The following is a 17,469-nucleotide window of genomic DNA, read 5'->3' as shown; positions in this document are numbered from 1 at the left end:
GGCTTACGGAAGAGGTGAAAACGGCGTACGCCCATCAGCGCTCTGCAGTTCCATCAGGTATTTGCGGAAAATCTGTCCGAGCACCTGAGTGGCGGTTTCCAGATCTTCGCGGGACATCTTTTCCGAGACTTCGTCGGCCGTGTCCAATGCCTCTTCGGCACCGTTGACCGCCGCCATCTTCAGCACGATGTACGCCTGGATATTGTTGGCCTGCACGCCTTCACCATGGAAAAACATGCTGCCGAGCTTGAATTGCGCCTGGGCGTGGCCTTGCAACGAGGCCTTTTCGAAATAGCTCAGGGCTTGATTGAGGTCGCGCGGCGCGTTCTTGCCGTCGTAGTAGAACTCACCCAACTCGTACTGCGCTTGCGCATCCCCTTCATCCGCCGCTTTCTGGCAGGCGGCCAATGCCTGCGTGACGTCTTGCGGCTGAGTATTGAGGGTGCAACGACCCATCGCCGGGATCAACAACGAGTTGCCGCCTGCTTGTGCATGCGCGAGCAGGGGCTGAAGGAGCAACAGGCAGCCCAATGCAAGGGTGCGGCCGGTGCGGTTCATGGGAATCGACTTACCTCTGAAGGGCACGCGGACCCGTCGAGGGATCCAATAAGCGCGCATTATGAAATAAGCAGGGCCAACCTTACAAAGTCTTTACTCGTTTTTCTGCTGCGTGGGGAATATATCGCCCGATTCGGGCAGGATTTGCGCAGGCACGTCGGAAAAACCGAGGCTATGTAGGTGAAAGCTGACGCTGGCCATAGCCAACGTCAGCGGTGTGGCGATTATTTCAATGCGGCGAAGGCGCGCTCGGCAGCGTCCAGCGTCAGTTGCAACTCGGCTTCGCCATGGGCGATCGAGGTGAAACCGGCTTCGAACGCACTCGGCGCCAGGTACACGCCACCTTCCAGCATCAGGTGGAAGAATCGACCGAACAGGGCCGCGTCGCTGGCCATCACGTCGTCGAAAGTGACGATGTCGTCGGCCCCACTGAAATACAGGCCAAACATGCCGCCGGCCTGAGTGGTCACGAACGGAATGCCCGCAGCATCGGCGCGTTCTTGCAGGCCATCGAGCAGGCGCGTGGTGTAGTCGGTCAATTCGGCGTGGAAACCCGGGCGGCTGATCAAACGCAGAGTCGTCAGGCCGGCCGCCATCGCCAGCGGATTACCCGACAGCGTACCTGCCTGATACACCGGCCCCAGCGGGGCGATGCGCTGCATGATCTCGCGCTTGCCACCGAAGCAGCCCACCGGCATGCCGCCGCCGATGATCTTGCCGAAGGTGGTCAGGTCTGGCGTCACGCCGTAGTGCGCCTGGGCACCGCCGAGGGCGACGCGGAAACCGGTCATCACTTCGTCGAAGATCAGCACCACGCCGTGTTTGTCGCACAGCGAACGCAGGCCTTCGAGAAAGCCCGGCGCTGGCGGCACGCAGTTCATGTTGCCAGCCACTGGCTCAACGATGATGCACGCCACCTCCTCACCCACTTCGGCGAGCATCGCTTCAACCGCGTCGATGTCGTTGAACGGCAGGGTCAGGGTGTGTTTGGCGAACGCTGCCGGCACGCCGGCCGAGCTCGGTACGCCCTGGGTCAGTGCGCCGGAACCGGCCTTGACCAGCAGGCTGTCGGAATGGCCGTGGTAGCAGCCTTCGAACTTGATGATGCTGTCGCGGCCGGTGAAACCACGGGCCAGACGGATCGCACTCATGGTCGCTTCGGTGCCGGAGCTGACCATGCGCACCATGTCCATCGACGGCACCAGCGAGCAGACCAGATCGGCCATCTCGGTTTCCATCGAGGTCGGCGCGCCATAGGACAGGCCGTGTTGCAGCTGATTGCGCACCGCATCGAGCACATCCGGATGGCTGTGGCCAAGGATCATCGGACCCCACGACCCAACATAATCCACATAACGCTTGTCGTCTTCGTCGGTGACGTAAGCGCCTTCGGCGTGTTTGAAGAACAGCGGGGTGCCGCCGACGCTCTTGAACGCGCGAACCGGCGAGTTGACGCCACCGGGAATGTGTTTCTGAGCATTGGCAAACAGGGTTTCGGAACGAGACATGATCGGGCTCTCAAATCAGATTTTCAGAAGTTCGTTGAAGGCGCGAGCGCGGCGGGTCACTTCAGCGCTGCTGTCAGCACCGAACAGGCCATGGACCACGGCGAGCAGATCGACACCGTGTTCGACCAGCGGCGCGGCGTTATCGAGGGTGATGCCGCCAATCGCGCAGATCGGCAAGTGCAGCTTGCGTCTGGCTTCGTCGAGCAGGTCGAGGCTGCAACTCGGCGCACCGGGTTTGGTGGTGGAATTGAAGAAGCGCCCGAAGGCGACGTAACTCGCGCCTTCTTTGGCGGCTTGTTCGGCCAGGGCGATCTGCCCGTGGCAGGTCGAACCGATGATGGCTTTCGAACCGAGCAGGGCGCGGGTCGGCGAGAGCGGGCCGTCGGTCTGGCCGAGATGCACGCCGACGTTGAGGCGCGCGGCCAATTCGGCGTCGTCGTTGATGATCAACTGCGTTTTATAGCGCTCGCACAAGTTGCGCAGCGCTTCGGCCTCGCGCAAGCGGCGGGCCTCATCACTGCTCTTGTCGCGGTATTGCAGCAGGGTGACGCCGCCGTCGAGCGCCGCCTCCACGTAAGACAGAAACTTGCCGGCCAGCAACTGGCTGTCGGTGATGGCATACAGGCCACGGAGTTTCATCGGGCAGACCTCACGACGTTACGAGCAGAAATCCAGTGGCAGACGGCGCGGCACGAACTGGCCTTTGCCCAGTTGTTCGGCGTCGCGCAGGGTCCGCCAGGTGTAATCCAGCGCAGTGCGCACGGCACTGGCCAAGTGTTCGCCCTGGGCCAGTCGACCGGCGAGGGCGCTGGCCAGCGTGCAACCGGAGCCGTGATAGCTGCCCGGCAGGCGCTGGCAGATAAAGGTTTCGCGCAGACCGTCGCGGCTGTACACGCGGTTGTGGATCTCCGTTTCGTCGCCGTGGCCGCCGGTGATCAGCAGGTTCTTGACGAACGGCAGGAGTTTTTCTGCGCATTCGTCGGCAGTGCCGTCAGGCAATTCGGCGAGGATCCGCGCTTCAGGAAGATTGGGCGTGGCAATGATCGACAGCGGCAGCAGACGCTCGCGCATCGCGTAGCCGACCTCGTCCTTGCCCAGGCGTCCGCCGCCACCGGCTCGCAGCACCGGGTCGCAGACCACCGGCAAGTGCGGGTGCGCCGAGAGCAGCTCGACGACGGTGTCGACCATTTCCAGCGAACCGAGCATGCCCAGTTTCACCGCCGCGACTTCGGAGTCGTTGAGCACGGCATTGGCCTGGGCCAGCACCCACTCACGGTCGAGAACGCGAAAGTCAGTGACGTTGACGGTGTCTTGCACGGTCAGGGCGGTGACGGCCGGAGCCGCATGGCAACCCTGCGCGAGCAGGGCTTCGATATCTGCCTGCAAGCCGGCGCCACCACTGGGGTCGTGGCCGGAGAGACAGAGGACAACGGGGCGGGAGCTGTAGATATTCATGGTGCGCGAGCTTACCACCAAAGCTGATTTGCGGGTTCACTCCTGACTGCGTTTGCGAGCAGATTGTCGGACAACACTGCAGCTACCATTGTGGCGAGGGAGCTTGCTCCCGCTGGGTTGCGCAGCAGCCCCCTGCATTTATTCAGGCGCAGCGCATTTACAGGTTTTACGACTGCTGCGCAGCCGAGCGGGAGCAAGCTCCCTCGCCACAAAAGCGGATCGCATTGATCTTCCTGACCAATGCAACAGCTCTAGGCCGCTGCTTTGCTCTGGAACGCCCGTTCTAGAGCCGTTGTAGGAAAAATTTCCATGGTGCTTAATGGCCATCAACGGCTATGCTAGGCTGGATCCAAACAATCACAGGTAATACCGGTTTTACGTCTACTCAAAGGGAATGGGGGGCTTCCTGACACAACCGGACGAGCCACGCTGGGGCTTCAATGCGCTATTTGCTGATGTTGCTGTTCTGCTTGCCCCTCATGGCGAGCGCTGTCGAATTCGACGAATTCACCCAGAGCCTGCCGCTGGGCCGATCGCTGCAAGTGTTCGAAGACCCGAGCGGTCAGGCGACGATTGCCGACGTCCGTGCGCAAGATGCTACCGGCCAGTTCAAAACCCACGATAAAGCCACGCTCAATGCCGGTTACTCGCGTTCGGCGTTCTGGCTGAAGATCGATCTGCATTACCGTCCGAGCAATCCGGCCGCCCAGCGCACCTGGCTGCTGGAGCTGGCGTATCCGCCGCTCGATCACCTCGATCTCTATTTGCCCGACGCCAGCGGCTCATACCGACTGGTGCGCCAGACCGGCGATGCCTTGCCTTTCGCCAGCCGCGAGATCCGCCAGAACAATTACCTGTTCGACCTGCCGTTCAAACCGAACCAACAACAGACGCTGTATCTGCGACTGGCCAGCGAAGGCTCGATCCAGGCGCCGGTAACGTTGTGGTCAAGTACCGCGTACCTGGAAGACCAACCGGTGCGCCTGTATGTGCTCGGCATTATTTATGGCGTGCTGCTGGGGATGCTGGTCTACAACCTGTTCATCTACCTGAGCGTGCGCGACACCAGTTATCTCTATTACATCTTCTATATCGGCTCGTTCGGCCTTTATCAATTGTCGGTAAACGGTGCAGCGGTCGAGTATTTCTGGCCGGACAACCCATGGTGGGCCAACGCTGCGACGCCGTTCTTCATTGGATGCGCCGGACTGTTCGGCAGCCAGTTCGCCCGCAGTTTCCTGCAGACCAAAACCCACAGCCCTTGGCTGGATCGTTTGCTGATCGGTCTGATTGCCTTCAGTGCAATGGTGATCGGTCTGTCGCTGATGACCAGTTACGCCTTGGCCCTGCGCCTGGCGACCACACTGGCGCTGACCTTCACCGTGGTGATCTTCGCCGCCGGGATCCTCGCCTGGTGGCGCGGCTTGCGCGTGGCGCGTTATTTCATCATCGCCTGGTCGGCATTCCTGCTCGGCGGCATCGTCAATACGCTGATGGTGCTGGGCCTTCTGCCCAACGTGTTCCTGACCATGTACGCCAGCCAGATCGGCTCGGCGATCGAGGTCGCGCTGCTGTCGCTGGCGCTGGCCGATCGCATCAACGCCATGCGCGAACAACAGGCGCAGACCTTATACGACGCCGGGCAGAAGCTCGAGGTGCTCAACCAGCAACTGGCCCACAGCAACAAGCTCAAGGATGAATTCCTCGCCACCCTGACCCATGAACTGCGCACGCCGATGAACGGGGTGATCGGTTCGCTGGAGCTGATGCAGACCGTCGACCTCGATCCCGAACTGGAGCAGTACCAGCAGACCGCCGCCGGATCCGCCCGCGACATGATGCGCATGGTCAATGGCATCCTCACCCTGACTGAATTGCAGGCCGGCAAGCTCAAGGCCACGCCGGGCAGTTTCAGCCTGCGCGCAGTGGTCGAAGCGCTGCGCGTGCAGTTCGAGGGGAATGCGGCGAGCAAGTCGCTGGACTTCAAGGTCGACGTGCTGCCGATCCTGCCGGATCGCTTGCTTGGCGACAGCGCGAAACTGGCGCAGTGCCTGGAATGCCTGTTGGACAACGCCATCAAGTTCACCCGTGTCGGCGGCCTTGCGCTACGCGTCACCGGGCGGCCGTCGATGGATAACCGCATGGCGCTGTCATTCGCGGTGATCGACACCGGCATCGGTTTCACCGATCTCGGCGAGGCGACCCTGTATCAGCGCTTCTTCCAGCTCGACGGTTCGATGACTCGCGAATACGGCGGCCTGGGAGTGGGTCTGGCGATCTGTCGGCAACTGGTCGAATTGCTCGACGGCAAACTCACCCACCGCTCCGAGCCCGGACGCGGTAGCCGTTTCCAGCTCGATGTCGAATTCGAGCTGCCGGTTATCGAAGCTCCTGCGGATCAGCCGCCCCGCGATTGCATTCGTGCGCCGCAGGATTGCACGGTGCTGCTGGTGGATGACAACAGCGTCAATCAACTGGTGATGCGCGGCATGTTGCTCAAGCTCGGTTTCCGCGTGCGCAGCGCTGACAACGGCGCCGCCGCGCTGGACTGCCTGCAACGGGAAAGCTTCGATGCGGTGCTGATCGATTGCCAACTGCCCAGCCACGAAGGCGCATCGTTGTGCTGCCAGATCCATGCGCTGCCGGGCTGTGCGCACCTGCCGGTATTCATGCTGGCGTTGACCGCTGACCGCGAACACTGCACCCCGGGCGCGGCCATCGACTATCTGCCCAAACCGGTGAAATTCGAGGATCTGCAGGCTGCGTTGCAGCGCCGCGTGCTCAGCTGTTGAGGGGGTAAAAGCGCCGCAAAAACGGCGCGTATGACACTTTGTTCAAAAAAGCACCAGTGCTTAACTGGTGCCAATGCTGAACAAGGAGCGCCGTCATGAACCTGCATCAGTTCGCCGAAACCCATGAAGTCACCAACCAGCCACCGTCGCTGGACGGCACCAACCTGTACCGCATCGATCTGCCGCTGCAGGAGTGGTCGCGGCGTTTTGGCGCCGGTTGGGCCGAGTCGCGGATCGATGCCTATGGCGCACTGGCGGGTGGGCCTTTGATGGAGGCGGGGTTTCTCGCCAACCAGAACAAACCGGTATTTGCCAGCCATGATCGCTACGGTCATCGCATTGATCTGGTCGAGTTTCATCCGGCTTATCACGAACTCATGCGCACCGCGATCGAACATGGCCTGACCTCGCTGCCGTGGGCGCACCCGCAGGACGGCGCCCATGTCGCCCGCGCGTCGATGACTTATCTGCACAGCCAGGCTGAAGCGGGCAGTGGGTGCCCGTTGACCATGACCTTCGCCAGCGTGCCGGCCCTGCGCTTGCAGCCGGACCTGGCTAAACAGTGGCTGCCCAAAGTCCTCGCCACCGAATATGATCCGCGCAATGTCGGCATGGCGCACAAGGCCGGCGTGACCATCGGCATGGCGATGACCGAGAAGCAGGGCGGCACCGACGTTCGTGCCAATACCACCAAGGCTTATCCGGTCGGCGCCAGCGGCCCGGGGCAGGCGTACGAACTGGTCGGGCACAAGTGGTTCTGTTCGGCGCCGATGTGCGACGCCTTCCTCACGCTGGCGCAGACCGACAAGGGCTTGAGCTGCTTCCTGCTGCCGCGCCATCGCCCGGACGACACGCGCAATCAGTTCTACATCCAGCGTCTGAAAAACAAACTCGGCAACCAGTCCAACGCCTCCAGCGAAGTGGAATTTCGTGGCGCACTGGCGTGGATGGTCGGCGAAGAAGGGCGCGGCGTGCCGACCATTATCGAGATGGTGGCGATGACCCGTTTCGATTGCATGGTCGGTTCCAGTTCGCTGATGCGCCAGGCGCTGACCCAGGCCAGCCATCACTGCGCTCATCGCAAGGTCGGCGGCAAATTGCTCAGCGAGCAGCCGCTGATGCAAAACGTGCTGGCGGATCTGGCGCTGGAAAGCGAAGCCGCGCTGGCCCTGAGTCTGCGCATGGGCAGGGCGCTGGATAACCTGAATGATCGCCACGAAGCGCAGTTCGCGCGGCTGGTGACGGCGGTGGGCAAATACTGGATCTGCAAACGCGCGCCGGGGATGATCAACGAAGCCGCCGAATGCATGGGCGGCGCCGGCTACGTCGAAGACAGCATCCTGCCGCGCCTGTACCGCGAAGCGCCGGTGAATTCGACGTGGGAAGGTTCGGGGAACGTGCAGTGTCTTGACGTGCTGCGCGCATTGTCGAAAGAGCCGGGCGTGCTGGATGTGCTGTTCAGCGAACTGGGCGACGGCCATGGCGACAAGCGTCTGGCTGCGCATATCCAGCAGTTGCAGGCGCAGTTCAAGGACACCAGTGATATTCAGTACCGGGCGCGACAGTTGACCGAAGACATCGCGCTTGGGTTGCAGGCCAAGCTACTGTTGGAGGCGGGGAATTCAACCGTCAGCGATGCCTTCATTGCCAGTCGCCTGAGCGGTGGAGGCCGCGTCTACGGCGCATTGCCCCGTGGGCTGGACGTCGAAGCCGTCGTCGCCCGCTCGACTCCACAGCTTTTCTGACCCCACGAAACCCTTGTAGGAGTGAGCCTGCTCGCGATAGCGGTGCATCAGTCGATGCAAATGTCGACCGGTAGACCGCTATCGCGAGCAGGCTCACTCCTACAGGGATCGTATGTGACCGACATAATGTGCGGTTGCCAACATGCCACTGTTCCCGTGCGACCACGATGCAGGCAAGATGAAGCTCTGCAAGTCAGAACACAGGAAGCTGATCGTGACCGAAGCGTTTATTGTCGTTCAAACCGCCGAACAAGCCGTGGATCGTCTGGCCGAGCTGCATGAGCGGGCCACCACTGCGCTGAATTCTGCCCTCAAGCGTTACCTCAAGGACCGCGTCGAACCCGACGCCGAACAGCGTGCCCTGTTTCGCTATCCCGAACTGCGTCTGACCTATCACTGCCAGGGCGAAGTGCCGCAGACCACCCGCGCTTACGCCAAAGTGCAGTTGCCGGGCACTTACAGCGTCACCGTCACCCACCCGGCGGCGTTTCGCAAATACCTGCTCGAACAACTGACACCGTTGATGCACGACTTCACCGTGACCGTCGAAGTCGGCGTCAGCCAGCAGAACATTCCGTATCCGTATGTGGTCGAGCAGGGCGATGAACTGGCCGGTTCCGGCGTCACCGCCGCCGTGCTGGCGCGGGTGTTCCCGAGTACCGATCTGTCCGCTGCCACTGATGGCATTGCCGACGGTCTCTACGACTGGGAAAACACCGATCCGCTGCCGCTGGCGCTGTTCGATGCCGCGCGGGTCGACTTCTCGCTGCGCCGTCTGGTGCATTACACCGGCAGTGACTGGCGTCATGTGCAGCCGTGGATTCTGCTGACCAACTATCACCGCTACGTCGACCAGTTCATCGTTCATGGCCTGGAGCAACTGCGCAATGACCCGCGGTTCGTGCGCATGGTCCTGCCGGGCAACGTGATCATCGAGAAGAGCATGGATCACGGCGAAGCGTCAGCCATCGCCGCCGGTGTGGTCTGGCACCGTTACCAGATGCCGGCCTATCACCTGATCGCCAACGACGGCCATGGCGTCACGCTGGTGAACATCGGCGTCGGCCCGTCCAACGCCAAGAACATTACCGACCACCTCGCCGTGCTGCGTCCGCATTGCTGGCTGATGATCGGCCACTGCGGCGGCCTGCGTCAGTCGCAGACCATCGGCGACTACGTGCTGGCCCACGCCTACATGCGTCGCGACGGCATTCTCGACCGCGTGGTGCCGCCGAACATTCCGATCCCGGCCCTGGCCGAAGTGCAGCTTGCCCTGCAACAGGCAGCCGCGAACGTCACCGGCGAGAAGGGCGACGACCTGAAGAAACGCCTGCGCACCGGCACGGTTCTGACCTATGACGACCGTAACTGGGAACTGCGCTGGGCGCAGGAGCGGCCGTTGATCAACCTGTCCCGCGCGGTCGCAGTGGACATGGAAAGCGGCACGATCGCAGCGCAAGGTTATCGCCTGCGAGTGCCGTACGGCACGCTGCTCTGCGTCTCGGACAAACCGCTGCACAGCGAAATCAAATTGCCGGGCTCGGCCAACGCCTTCTATGAGCGTGCGGTCAGCCAGCATTTGAAGATCGGTATCGAAGCGGTGGATCTGCTGCGCACTGAACTCAACTCGCTGCACTCGCGCAAACTGCGCAGCTTCGACGAACCGCCGTTCCGCTAACGGTTATTCGTGGTCATTTGGCGGTCAGGGCACTAGCATTAACAGCCCTGATCGTTAGATGTCCTGTTCGCCATGTCCCGTCCTCCACGTCCACCTTCGCGCCGTCCCGGTGTGAAACCGCAATCGTCCTCGCCACGCCGTGTCGCAAAAGCGCCGCCGGCCGAGCCGAAACTGATCCTGTTCAACAAACCTTTCGACGTGCTGACGCAGTTCAGCGACGGTGAAGGCCGGGCGACGCTCAAGGATTACATCGATGTGCCGGGGATTTATCCGGCCGGACGTCTGGATCGCGACAGCGAAGGTTTATTGCTGCTGACCAACGACGGTCAGTTGCAGGCGCGCATCGCCGATCCGAAACACAAACTGGCGAAGACCTATTGGGTGCAGGTGGAGGGCGAACCGACGGTCGAGCAGTTACAGCGCCTGCGTGATGGCGTTGAGCTGAATGACGGCATGACTTTGCCGGCCGAAGCGCGGCAGCTGGACGAGCCTGAGTTGTGGCCGCGCAATCCGCCGGTGCGCTTTCGTAAAAGCGTGCCGACGAGCTGGCTGGAACTGGTGATTCGCGAAGGACGCAACCGTCAGGTGCGGCGCATGACCGCGGCGGTCGGGTTGCCGACGTTGCGCCTGGTGCGGGTCAGGATTGGTGACTGGACGATTGAAGGGCTGGATCAGGGCCAGTGGCAGCAAGTGCCGGCGCGCTTATAAAGCGCCGGATTCGATCAGGCCGATCACTACGCTTTTGATGATGAACGCGGCCACGCCCAGCCCCAGCACGAAAAACAGAATCAACGAGCCAAACCGCCCGGCCTTGGACTTCTTTGCCAGATCCCAGACGATGAAACCCATGAAAATGATCAGGATGCTGACCAGACCGGTCATCATCCACTCTTCAAATACGGCTGGATCCATTGGGTTTCTCCGGCATGGGCGCGGCTAAAAAGGCGCGGCGAGTATACGTCAAGGTGTGTGGGGTGGCATTGATCTGGGTCTGATCTGACGACTGACCCTCACCCTAACCCGCTCCCGGAGGGAGAGGGGACTGACCGAGGTGTCTGGCGTCTTACATCGACCTGAAATATCGAGTCGATTATGGATTCACAACAGAACTTTCAGGTCGGCGTACTTCTAGAGCATCTCTCGGTCGGCTCCCTCTCCCTCCGGGAGAGGGCTGGGGTGAGGGCTTTTGATCAGCTACGCAAATGAGTCAACGGCAATTCAGTGCTGTTGAGCACCTGATTCAACACAAAGCTCGAGCGCACGCTGGTCACCCCTTCAATCCGGGTCAGATGCCCCAGCAGCAACTTCTGATAGTGATCCATATCCGGCACCACCACTTTCAACTGGTAATCGGCATCCACCCCGGTCACCAGACTGCACTCCAGCACCTGCGGCAACGTGCGAATCGCCGCTTCGAAATTCTCGAAGCGTTCCGGCGTATGCCGGTCCATGCCGATCAGCACATACGCCGTCAGGCTCAAGCCGAGCATCTTGCGATCGAGCAACGCCACCTGACGGGAGATATAGCCGTCGTCCTCCAGTTGCTTGACCCGGCGCGAGCAGGGCGAGGGCGACAGACCGATGCGCTCGGCCAGTTCCTGGTTGGAGATACGGGCGTCACGCTGCAATTCCGCCAAAATACTCAGGTCGTACCGGTCGAGTTTGCTCATCAATCTGTCCTTGGTCGTAACTATTGCGGCGGATTATCTATCCAGGGTTAAAAATTGCGCAAGCAGTGTTTAATTGAGCAATTTTCGCAATCATCTGTCGCGGCCTCAGGCCTATTCTTATCACCAGAATCACTGCTCGGTAACACAGTCCACGCGGCCCGCCCAATCAGGCCCGCCGCGGCCGCCACCCCCACCGGGGATGTGCCGGCCCCCGAGCTGCACACTGTCCAGAAGACGGCGTGAGGTGAGCCGACGTCAAAAGCGTCGAGCCAGGACGAAGTTCTCTAGAAGGGAGGCCGACGGGTCTCCCTTTTTTCTTGCCTGCGATTTCATGTGCGCGCCTCAATAAATAAGTCCCGCGACTGATAACCTGTTGCAGAACCCGGTAGGCCAGTTTCGAGTCTCAGCAACAGGCCCTCCCAACGACTGGCTCCCACAGTGAGGAAAAGCATGAATTCGCGCATCTGGCGTCTGGCCGGTGTTGGTTTGCTGTGTGTGGGGGTCAGTGCGCAAGCGCTGGCCGATGAGCCGCAGAATCGCGGGCCGGGCAACGGGCCGCAGAACGACGGGATCATCCGTGGCGACAACAGCCGTCAGTTCGAACACAACGGCCAGCCGCCCAACAATGACGGGCAATGGCAGAATCGCAACCGTGTCGATGATCGTCCGCAACCGCCTCGGCAACCGGGCAACAACTTGCCGATCCAGCCGCGGCCCGACGCCGTGCGCCAGACGCAGGAGCCGCGTCAGGGTTACTACCGCGACGAACGCCCGCAGAACGGTTATCACAATCAGCAATGGCAGACGCGGCCGCGTCCCGATGACAACCGCTGGCCGGGTCGTCCGAACGGTCACGGCAATGGCTGGGGCCCCGGCCCGCAGTATCGACCGGGTCATGTAATCGACCGCTTCCCGGATCGCGATTACCGCGTGCCGTATCGCGGTCAGGATTACTTCTATTCCGGCGGCTACTGGTACCGCCCGCAAGGCCCGCGCTACATCGTCGTGCAGCCACCGCGCGGGATCCGCATCCAGTATTTGCCGGATTACGCCCGTGAGGTGTGGATCGGTGGTTCGCTGCTGTTCCTCGCCGCCGGCTCGTATTACGCCTATCAGGAGGCGACGCAGGATTACGTGGTGGTCGAGCCGCCGCTGCAGCAACAGCCGCAACCGCAACCGCAATCCCAAGGCTATGACGTCGAAGCCTACCCGGCCAACGGCCAGTCGCCGCAGCAAGTGCAGCAGGACGGTTATCAGTGCTATCAGTACGCCGTGCAGCAAAGCGGTTTCGACCCGCGCACCGCGACTTATCAACCCGCGCCCGAGGTGGTTCAGGCCTATCGCCAGGCGCAGGGCAACTGCCTGAGCAGTCGCGGTTACCAAGTCAATTATTGAGTGCGGGCGGCGAGCACCACTTCCTGTGGGTCGGCGTGCACCAGCACTTCGGCCTTCGGATAAGCCCTGTGAATCGCCGCTGCCGCTTGATCGCTGATGCCATGGGCGACTGACAGGGTCAGTTCGCCCGGCAGTTCCAGATGCAATTGTACGAACCAGTGATTGCCGGAAATCCGCGTGCGCAGGTCATGTGCGCCGAGCACGCCCGGCACGCTGCAGGCCAGTTCGAGCATGTGCTGGCTGACATCGGTCGGCAGTTCTTCGTCCATCAACACCGAAAAACTCTCGCGGGCAATCTGAATCGCGCTCCAGAAAATATACGCTGCGATCCCCAGGCCGAACCACGCATCCAGTTGCGCGAAACCCATTCCGGCCAGCACCAGCGCGATCAGGATGCTGCCGTTGAGCAGCATGTCCGAACGGTAATGCAGCGAGTCGGCGCGTACGGCGTTGGAGCCGGTCTGCTTGATCACCCGATGCTGCAACATCAGCAGCGCCGCCGTCAGCAGCAGCGAAAACACGATCACACCGATGCTCAGCCACGGCGCGCCAAGCGGCTCCGGCGTCTGCAAGCGCTGGTAAGCCTGGAACGCGATCAACACCGCACTGCCACCGATGAACAACGCCTGCGCCATCCCGGCCAGCGACTCGGCTTTGCCGTGCCCATAACGGTGATCGTCATCCGCCGGGCGCAGCGCGTAATGCACCGCCAGCAGATTGAGCATCGAGGTGACGCCATCCAGCGCCGAGTCGGTGAGGCCGGCAAGCATGCTCACCGATCCGCTGAGCCACCAGGCAATGGCCTTGGCCACGATCAACGTGCAGGCGACCGCCACCGAAGCGCGGGTCGCCAGCCGCAGTAGACGGGCGTGTTCGGGGCTGGAGGTCATTGAACGTCCTTTTTCAGGCGGCCGGTTGCAGGCCGAACATCGCCAGTTGCTGAGTGCTGCCCTTGTGCTGAATCAGACGCGGGTCGTCGAGAGGAAAGTCTTTACCCAGTTCGCTCTCAAGAATCGCCTGCAACTTGTGATTGTCGACCTGCCCGTCCGGGCCGATGGCTTGCTTGAGCTTGGCCGGATCGATCTGCGCGGTGTGGCCCGGTTCGAAATAGATCGCCCCGGTGGCGAAGTCGACGGCAAACGCGATCAGCCCGGGAATGATGTAGAACAGCAGGCCGACGGCATCGAGCACGGCAATCGCCGGGTCGATCTTGCCATCGATCTGGCCACGGCGGTCCGGGTAGAAGATCGAACCGCACGCCGACAGTTGCGTGAGCAGGGTGGCAACCAGAACACCGCCAATCAGGCGAGAGGGTAAGCGCATGGAAATGTCTCCTGAGTCATCAAATAACGAAGCTTCGTCTTGTGAAGTTAAGACCCTGACGAACGCGTTGCAGTTCGCCGTTATACTCGCGCCTCTGTTTGGGAGCCAGCATGATTTCTTTGCCGATCGACGATGTTTTACCCGCCCTGCGTGAAGCCCTCGCGTCTCGCCACGAAGCCGTGCTCGAAGCACCGCCCGGCGCCGGTAAAACCACCCGCGTGCCCTTGGCCTTGCTCAATGAAGCCTGGCTGGCCGGGCAGACCATCGTCATGCTTGAGCCTCGGCGTCTGGCTGCGCGGGCGGCGGCGGAGCGTTTGGCCAGCGAGCTCGGCGAGCAGGTCGGTGAAACCGTCGGTTATCGCATCCGCCTCGACAGCAAGGTCGGCCCGAAGACGCGTATCGAGGTAGTCACCGAAGGCATCCTCACCCGGCGCTTGCAGGACGACCCGGCGCTGGAAGGCGTGGGCCTGCTGATCTTCGACGAATTTCATGAACGCAGTCTCGACGCCGATCTGGCGCTGGCCCTCAGTCTGAACGGTCGCGAGCTGTTTCGCGCTGAACAGCCGCTGAAGATTCTGCTGATGTCGGCCACCCTCGAAGGCGAGCGCCTTTCCGGCTTGCTCGATGACGCGCCGATTCTGCGCAGCGAAGGGCGCATGTTCCCGGTGACGATGCGCTGGGGCCGGCCGTTTCAGCCGGGTGAATACATCGATCAGCGCGTCACGCAAACCGTGCTTGAGGCGCTGCACGACGAGACCGGCAGCCTGTTGGTGTTCCTGCCCGGGCAAGCAGAGATCCGTCGCGTGCATCAGCAATTGGCCGACGCCATTGGCGAGCGCGTAGACGTCTTGCTGTGCCCGCTGCACGGCGAACTCGACCTCAATGCGCAACGCGCGGCGATCGATCCGGCGCCGTCCGGTCAGCGCAAAGTGGTGCTGGCGACCAACATCGCCGAGACCAGCCTGACCATCAACGGCGTGCGCGTGGTCATCGATGCCGGGCTGGCGCGCGTGCCGCGTTTCGACCCGGGCAGCGGCATGACCCGTCTCGACACGCAACGAATCTCCAAGGCCAGCGCCACCCAGCGTGCCGGCCGCGCCGGGCGTTTGGAGCCGGGCGTGTGTTATCGCCTGTGGTCGCAGGATCAGCATGAACAACTCGCGGCTTATGGCAGCGCGGAAATTCTCTCGGCGGATCTGGCCAGCCTCGCTTTGCAACTGGGGCGCTGGGGCGTCACGCCGAGCGAACTGGTCTGGCTCGACGTGCCGCCTGCCGCCGCGTATGCCCAGGCGCAGGATCTGCTGCAACGTCTTGGCGCCTTGCACGGCGACACGCTGACGGCCCACGGCCAGGCCATGGCTGAACTGCCGGCGCATCCACGCATCGCGCACTTGTTGTTGCGCGGTCAGGCGCTGGGCCTGGCGGCGATGGCCTGCGATGTGACGGCACTGCTCGGCGAGCGCGATATCCTGCGCGGCGCAGGTGCGGATTTGCACAGCCGATTGGTCCTGCTTTCCGGCGAAGAGCGCGCCGGTCGAGGTGCGCAGGGCGGGGTGCAACGCGCCCGGCAACTGGCCCGGCAGTATCGCGGCTACCTGCGTGGCAAGCCGAGCGAACCGGTAAACGAGCCCGAGCATCCGCGCTGGCTCGGCGCACTGCTGGCGCTGGCCTACCCGGATCGCGTCGCTCAGCAACGGCGCGCCGGTGGTGCCGAATACCGTTTGGCCAACGGTCGCGCTGCGCTGTTCGCCGAGGCCGACAGCCTGATGAAGCATGAGTGGATCGTCATCGCCGACCTCGGAAGCCGTCAGGGCCAGCGCGAAGAACGCATTTATCTGGCGGCGGATTTCGATTCGGCACTGTTCGATTCGGTGCTCGCCGAACAAGTGCGCAGTGTCGATCAACTGGATTGGGATGAGCGCGAAGGCGTGCTGCGCGCCGAGCGTCAGCGCAAGGTCGGCGAGCTGATTCTCAGCCGTGAACCGTTGACCGGTCTTGATGAAAACGCACGCAGTCAGGCCCTGGTCAATCTGGTCCGGCGCAAGGGGTTGGAGTTGCTGCCGTGGACGCCGGAACTGCGCCAGTGGCAGGCGCGGGTGGCGCTGTTGCGCCAGCTCGATCTGAGCACTCAGGACGACAGCCAGTGGCCGGATGTCAGCGATGCGGCGCTGCTCGATTCGCTGGAAGACTGGTTGATGCCGTATCTGGGCAAGGTCTCGCGGCTCAGCCATTTCGCCAACCTCGATCTGTCGAGCATCGTGCGCAACCTGCTGCCGTGGCCGCTGCCACAGAAGCTCGACGAACTGGCACCGCATCATTTGAGCGTGCCGTCGGGCTCATCGATTCGACTGGATTACAGCGAACAGCCACCGATTCTCGCGGTACGTCTGCAAGAGCTGTTCGGCTTGGCTGATACGCCACGGATTGCCGGCGGCCGGCAAGTGGTCAAGCTGCATCTGCTCTCGCCAGCGCGGCGCCCGGTGCAGGTCACTCAGGATCTGGCCAACTTCTGGCGCAGCACCTATGCCGAGGTAAAGAAAGATTTGAAGGGGCGTTATCCGAAGCATTATTGGCCGGATGATCCCTTGGTCGCCGAAGCCACCGCACGGGCAAAACCACGGGGCACCTGACCTGCAATGGCAGCGCGCCATTAGCCCATCCGTGCTAATTGCCCTCGTTAGTTCAGGCTCCCAAAATCGCGGCCTGAACAATAACAAGTGTTGCTGCCTGCAACTTGTGCCCAAGGAACGGAACTGCCCATGACCTCTTTCTTCAAGTTCAAGAAGTTGATCTTCTTGTCGGCTGCGCTATTGGCCGCCTCCAGTTCGGCCATGGCCGAGGAGCCCAATCCGATTGGCGACTGGTGGATTATCTACGGCAACGGCGTGCCCCAAAAAAACATCATGTACGTAGCGGACGCGACGTCGGTGGTGCCTTCGCAGAAAACCAAAGGCGCGACCATGGTCGCGGTGACCCTGGTTTATGAAGAGCCCGGCAAACCGATGATCGACGTCTACAACCTCGAAGCCCAGTGCTCTACCGGCAAGGTTCGGTTTATCAATGGCCAGTCCATCGAGCGTCTCGCTTACACCATGCGTCATCTGAAAGTTGCCAACCAATGGCAGACCCCGAAAGAGTTCTGGGTCCAGCAGGCGCTGAAGTTTGCCTGCGCGCCGGGCAGTCGCGCGAAAAACGACATGGCCGCCGTGGGCAAGATGGAATACCTGCAGATGATCGAAATGCTGCAGCAGATGTTCTTCAAGCTCGCGCCGATTCAGCAAAAGAGCCAGATGATGGACAACATCGACAGTCTGCTCGAACTCAAGAAATAAGCCGGGGCGCCAA

15 protein-coding genes are annotated in these 17,469 nt (G+C 61.9%); 7 read left to right on the top strand and 8 right to left on the bottom strand.

Features of this window, described 5'->3' with window-relative positions:
- Positions 1–3: 3 nt before the first annotated feature.
- The 4 genes from BLU71_RS18285 to BLU71_RS18270 all read right to left on the bottom strand — a co-directional run bounded on the left by BLU71_RS18285 (position 4) and on the right by BLU71_RS18270 (position 3,521).
- Entirely contained in the window at positions 4–558 is a 555-nt protein-coding gene (locus BLU71_RS18285; protein WP_064364065.1) for a tetratricopeptide repeat protein, read from the bottom strand.
- A gap of 224 nt (positions 559–782) precedes the next feature.
- Entirely contained in the window at positions 783–2,066 is a 1,284-nt protein-coding gene (hemL, locus tag BLU71_RS18280) for a glutamate-1-semialdehyde 2,1-aminomutase (protein WP_042610565.1), read from the bottom strand.
- A gap of 15 nt (positions 2,067–2,081) precedes the next feature.
- On the bottom strand, positions 2,082–2,705 hold the full coding sequence (gene thiE / locus BLU71_RS18275) for a thiamine phosphate synthase (RefSeq protein ID WP_083353630.1): 624 nt from the start codon (positions 2,703–2,705) through the stop codon (positions 2,082–2,084).
- A gap of 18 nt (positions 2,706–2,723) precedes the next feature.
- Positions 2,724–3,521: a hydroxymethylpyrimidine/phosphomethylpyrimidine kinase gene (locus BLU71_RS18270; protein WP_064364151.1), complete on the bottom strand. Its 798-nt coding sequence runs from the start codon at positions 3,519–3,521 to the stop codon at positions 2,724–2,726.
- A gap of 440 nt (positions 3,522–3,961) precedes the next feature.
- On the opposite strand from BLU71_RS18270, the gene BLU71_RS18265 reads away from it, so the two are divergent.
- The 4 genes from BLU71_RS18265 to BLU71_RS18250 all read left to right on the top strand — a co-directional run bounded on the left by BLU71_RS18265 (position 3,962) and on the right by BLU71_RS18250 (position 10,444).
- Positions 3,962–6,313, top strand: coding sequence for a hybrid sensor histidine kinase/response regulator (locus tag BLU71_RS18265; RefSeq protein WP_083353629.1), 2,352 nt, complete (start codon positions 3,962–3,964; stop codon positions 6,311–6,313).
- A 95-nt stretch (positions 6,314–6,408) separates the two neighbouring features.
- Positions 6,409–8,058, top strand: a complete 1,650-nt coding sequence (locus BLU71_RS18260) for an acyl-CoA dehydrogenase family protein (protein WP_083353628.1) — start codon at positions 6,409–6,411, stop codon at positions 8,056–8,058.
- 178 nt (positions 8,059–8,236) lie between these two features.
- Entirely contained in the window at positions 8,237–9,736 is a 1,500-nt protein-coding gene (gene amn / locus BLU71_RS18255; RefSeq protein ID WP_161806087.1) for an AMP nucleosidase, read from the top strand.
- Positions 9,737–9,808: 72 nt separating this feature from the next.
- Complete coding sequence (locus tag BLU71_RS18250; RefSeq protein ID WP_083353627.1) at positions 9,809–10,444, top strand: pseudouridine synthase; 636 nt, start codon at positions 9,809–9,811, stop codon at positions 10,442–10,444.
- Here the strand turns inward: BLU71_RS18250 and BLU71_RS18245 are convergent.
- Both BLU71_RS18245 and BLU71_RS18240 read right to left on the bottom strand, forming a co-directional pair.
- A complete protein-coding gene (locus tag BLU71_RS18245; protein WP_042610560.1) occupies positions 10,439–10,648 on the bottom strand; it encodes a DUF2788 domain-containing protein in 210 nt (69 codons plus the stop codon). The two genes, BLU71_RS18250 and BLU71_RS18245, sit on opposite strands and share 6 nt — an antisense overlap.
- A 278-nt stretch (positions 10,649–10,926) precedes the next feature.
- Positions 10,927–11,406 carry an Lrp/AsnC family transcriptional regulator gene (locus tag BLU71_RS18240; protein ID WP_007909658.1) on the bottom strand — a complete coding sequence of 160 codons (480 nt, stop codon included), beginning with the start codon at positions 11,404–11,406 and terminating at the stop codon, positions 10,927–10,929.
- A 450-nt stretch (positions 11,407–11,856) separates the two neighbouring features.
- Here BLU71_RS18240 and BLU71_RS18235 point away from each other — a divergent pair, with 450 nt between their 5' ends.
- Entirely contained in the window at positions 11,857–12,801 is a 945-nt protein-coding gene (locus BLU71_RS18235) for a DUF6515 family protein (RefSeq protein WP_083353626.1), read from the top strand.
- Here the strand turns inward: BLU71_RS18235 and BLU71_RS18230 are convergent.
- Together BLU71_RS18230 and BLU71_RS18225 are read right to left on the bottom strand one after the other, a co-directional pair.
- The gene (locus BLU71_RS18230) at positions 12,795–13,691 is read right to left on the bottom strand and encodes a cation diffusion facilitator family transporter (RefSeq protein ID WP_083353625.1); all 897 of its coding nucleotides are present in this window, start codon (positions 13,689–13,691) and stop codon (positions 12,795–12,797) included. The two genes, BLU71_RS18235 and BLU71_RS18230, sit on opposite strands and share 7 nt — an antisense overlap.
- Positions 13,692–13,704: 13 nt before the next feature.
- Positions 13,705–14,124 carry a hypothetical protein gene (locus BLU71_RS18225; protein ID WP_042610556.1) on the bottom strand — a complete coding sequence of 140 codons (420 nt, stop codon included), beginning with the start codon at positions 14,122–14,124 and terminating at the stop codon, positions 13,705–13,707.
- 110 nt (positions 14,125–14,234) lie between these two features.
- Between BLU71_RS18225 and hrpB the strand changes: the two genes are divergently transcribed.
- Complete coding sequence (gene hrpB, locus BLU71_RS18220; protein WP_083353624.1) at positions 14,235–16,754, top strand: ATP-dependent helicase HrpB; 2,520 nt, start codon at positions 14,235–14,237, stop codon at positions 16,752–16,754.
- Between the two features lie 129 nt (positions 16,755–16,883).
- Complete coding sequence (locus tag BLU71_RS18215; protein ID WP_042610554.1) at positions 16,884–17,456, top strand: hypothetical protein; 573 nt, start codon at positions 16,884–16,886, stop codon at positions 17,454–17,456.
- The last annotated feature ends 13 nt before the right edge of the window (positions 17,457–17,469 follow it).

It is taken from the genome of Pseudomonas moraviensis, assembly GCF_900105805.1.
Classification (GTDB): Bacteria; Pseudomonadota; Gammaproteobacteria; order Pseudomonadales; family Pseudomonadaceae; genus Aquipseudomonas; species Aquipseudomonas moraviensis_A.
Note: the sequence above shows the minus strand (reverse complement) of the source record. Positions and strands in the feature narration are given on the sequence as shown.

Excerpts from the sequence above, each read along its gene's own strand:
- BLU71_RS18285 (WP_064364065.1), bottom strand. The coding sequence starts at position 558 with ATGAACCGCACCGGCCGCACCCTTGCATTGGGCTGCCTGTTGCTCCTT.
- hemL (WP_042610565.1), bottom strand. The coding sequence starts at position 2,066 with ATGTCTCGTTCCGAAACCCTGTTTGCCAATGCTCAGAAACACATTCCC.
- thiE (WP_083353630.1), bottom strand. The coding sequence starts at position 2,705 with ATGAAACTCCGTGGCCTGTATGCCATCACCGACAGCCAGTTGCTGGCC.
- BLU71_RS18270 (WP_064364151.1), bottom strand. The coding sequence starts at position 3,521 with ATGAATATCTACAGCTCCCGCCCCGTTGTCCTCTGTCTCTCCGGCCAC.
- BLU71_RS18265 (WP_083353629.1), top strand. The coding sequence starts at position 3,962 with ATGCGCTATTTGCTGATGTTGCTGTTCTGCTTGCCCCTCATGGCGAGC.
- BLU71_RS18260 (WP_083353628.1), top strand. The coding sequence starts at position 6,409 with ATGAACCTGCATCAGTTCGCCGAAACCCATGAAGTCACCAACCAGCCA.
- amn (WP_161806087.1), top strand. The coding sequence starts at position 8,237 with ATGAAGCTCTGCAAGTCAGAACACAGGAAGCTGATCGTGACCGAAGCG.
- BLU71_RS18250 (WP_083353627.1), top strand. The coding sequence starts at position 9,809 with ATGTCCCGTCCTCCACGTCCACCTTCGCGCCGTCCCGGTGTGAAACCG.
- BLU71_RS18245 (WP_042610560.1), bottom strand. The coding sequence starts at position 10,648 with ATGGATCCAGCCGTATTTGAAGAGTGGATGATGACCGGTCTGGTCAGC.
- BLU71_RS18240 (WP_007909658.1), bottom strand. The coding sequence starts at position 11,406 with ATGAGCAAACTCGACCGGTACGACCTGAGTATTTTGGCGGAATTGCAG.
- BLU71_RS18235 (WP_083353626.1), top strand. The coding sequence starts at position 11,857 with ATGAATTCGCGCATCTGGCGTCTGGCCGGTGTTGGTTTGCTGTGTGTG.
- BLU71_RS18230 (WP_083353625.1), bottom strand. The coding sequence starts at position 13,691 with ATGACCTCCAGCCCCGAACACGCCCGTCTACTGCGGCTGGCGACCCGC.
- BLU71_RS18225 (WP_042610556.1), bottom strand. The coding sequence starts at position 14,124 with ATGCGCTTACCCTCTCGCCTGATTGGCGGTGTTCTGGTTGCCACCCTG.
- hrpB (WP_083353624.1), top strand. The coding sequence starts at position 14,235 with ATGATTTCTTTGCCGATCGACGATGTTTTACCCGCCCTGCGTGAAGCC.
- BLU71_RS18215 (WP_042610554.1), top strand. The coding sequence starts at position 16,884 with ATGACCTCTTTCTTCAAGTTCAAGAAGTTGATCTTCTTGTCGGCTGCG.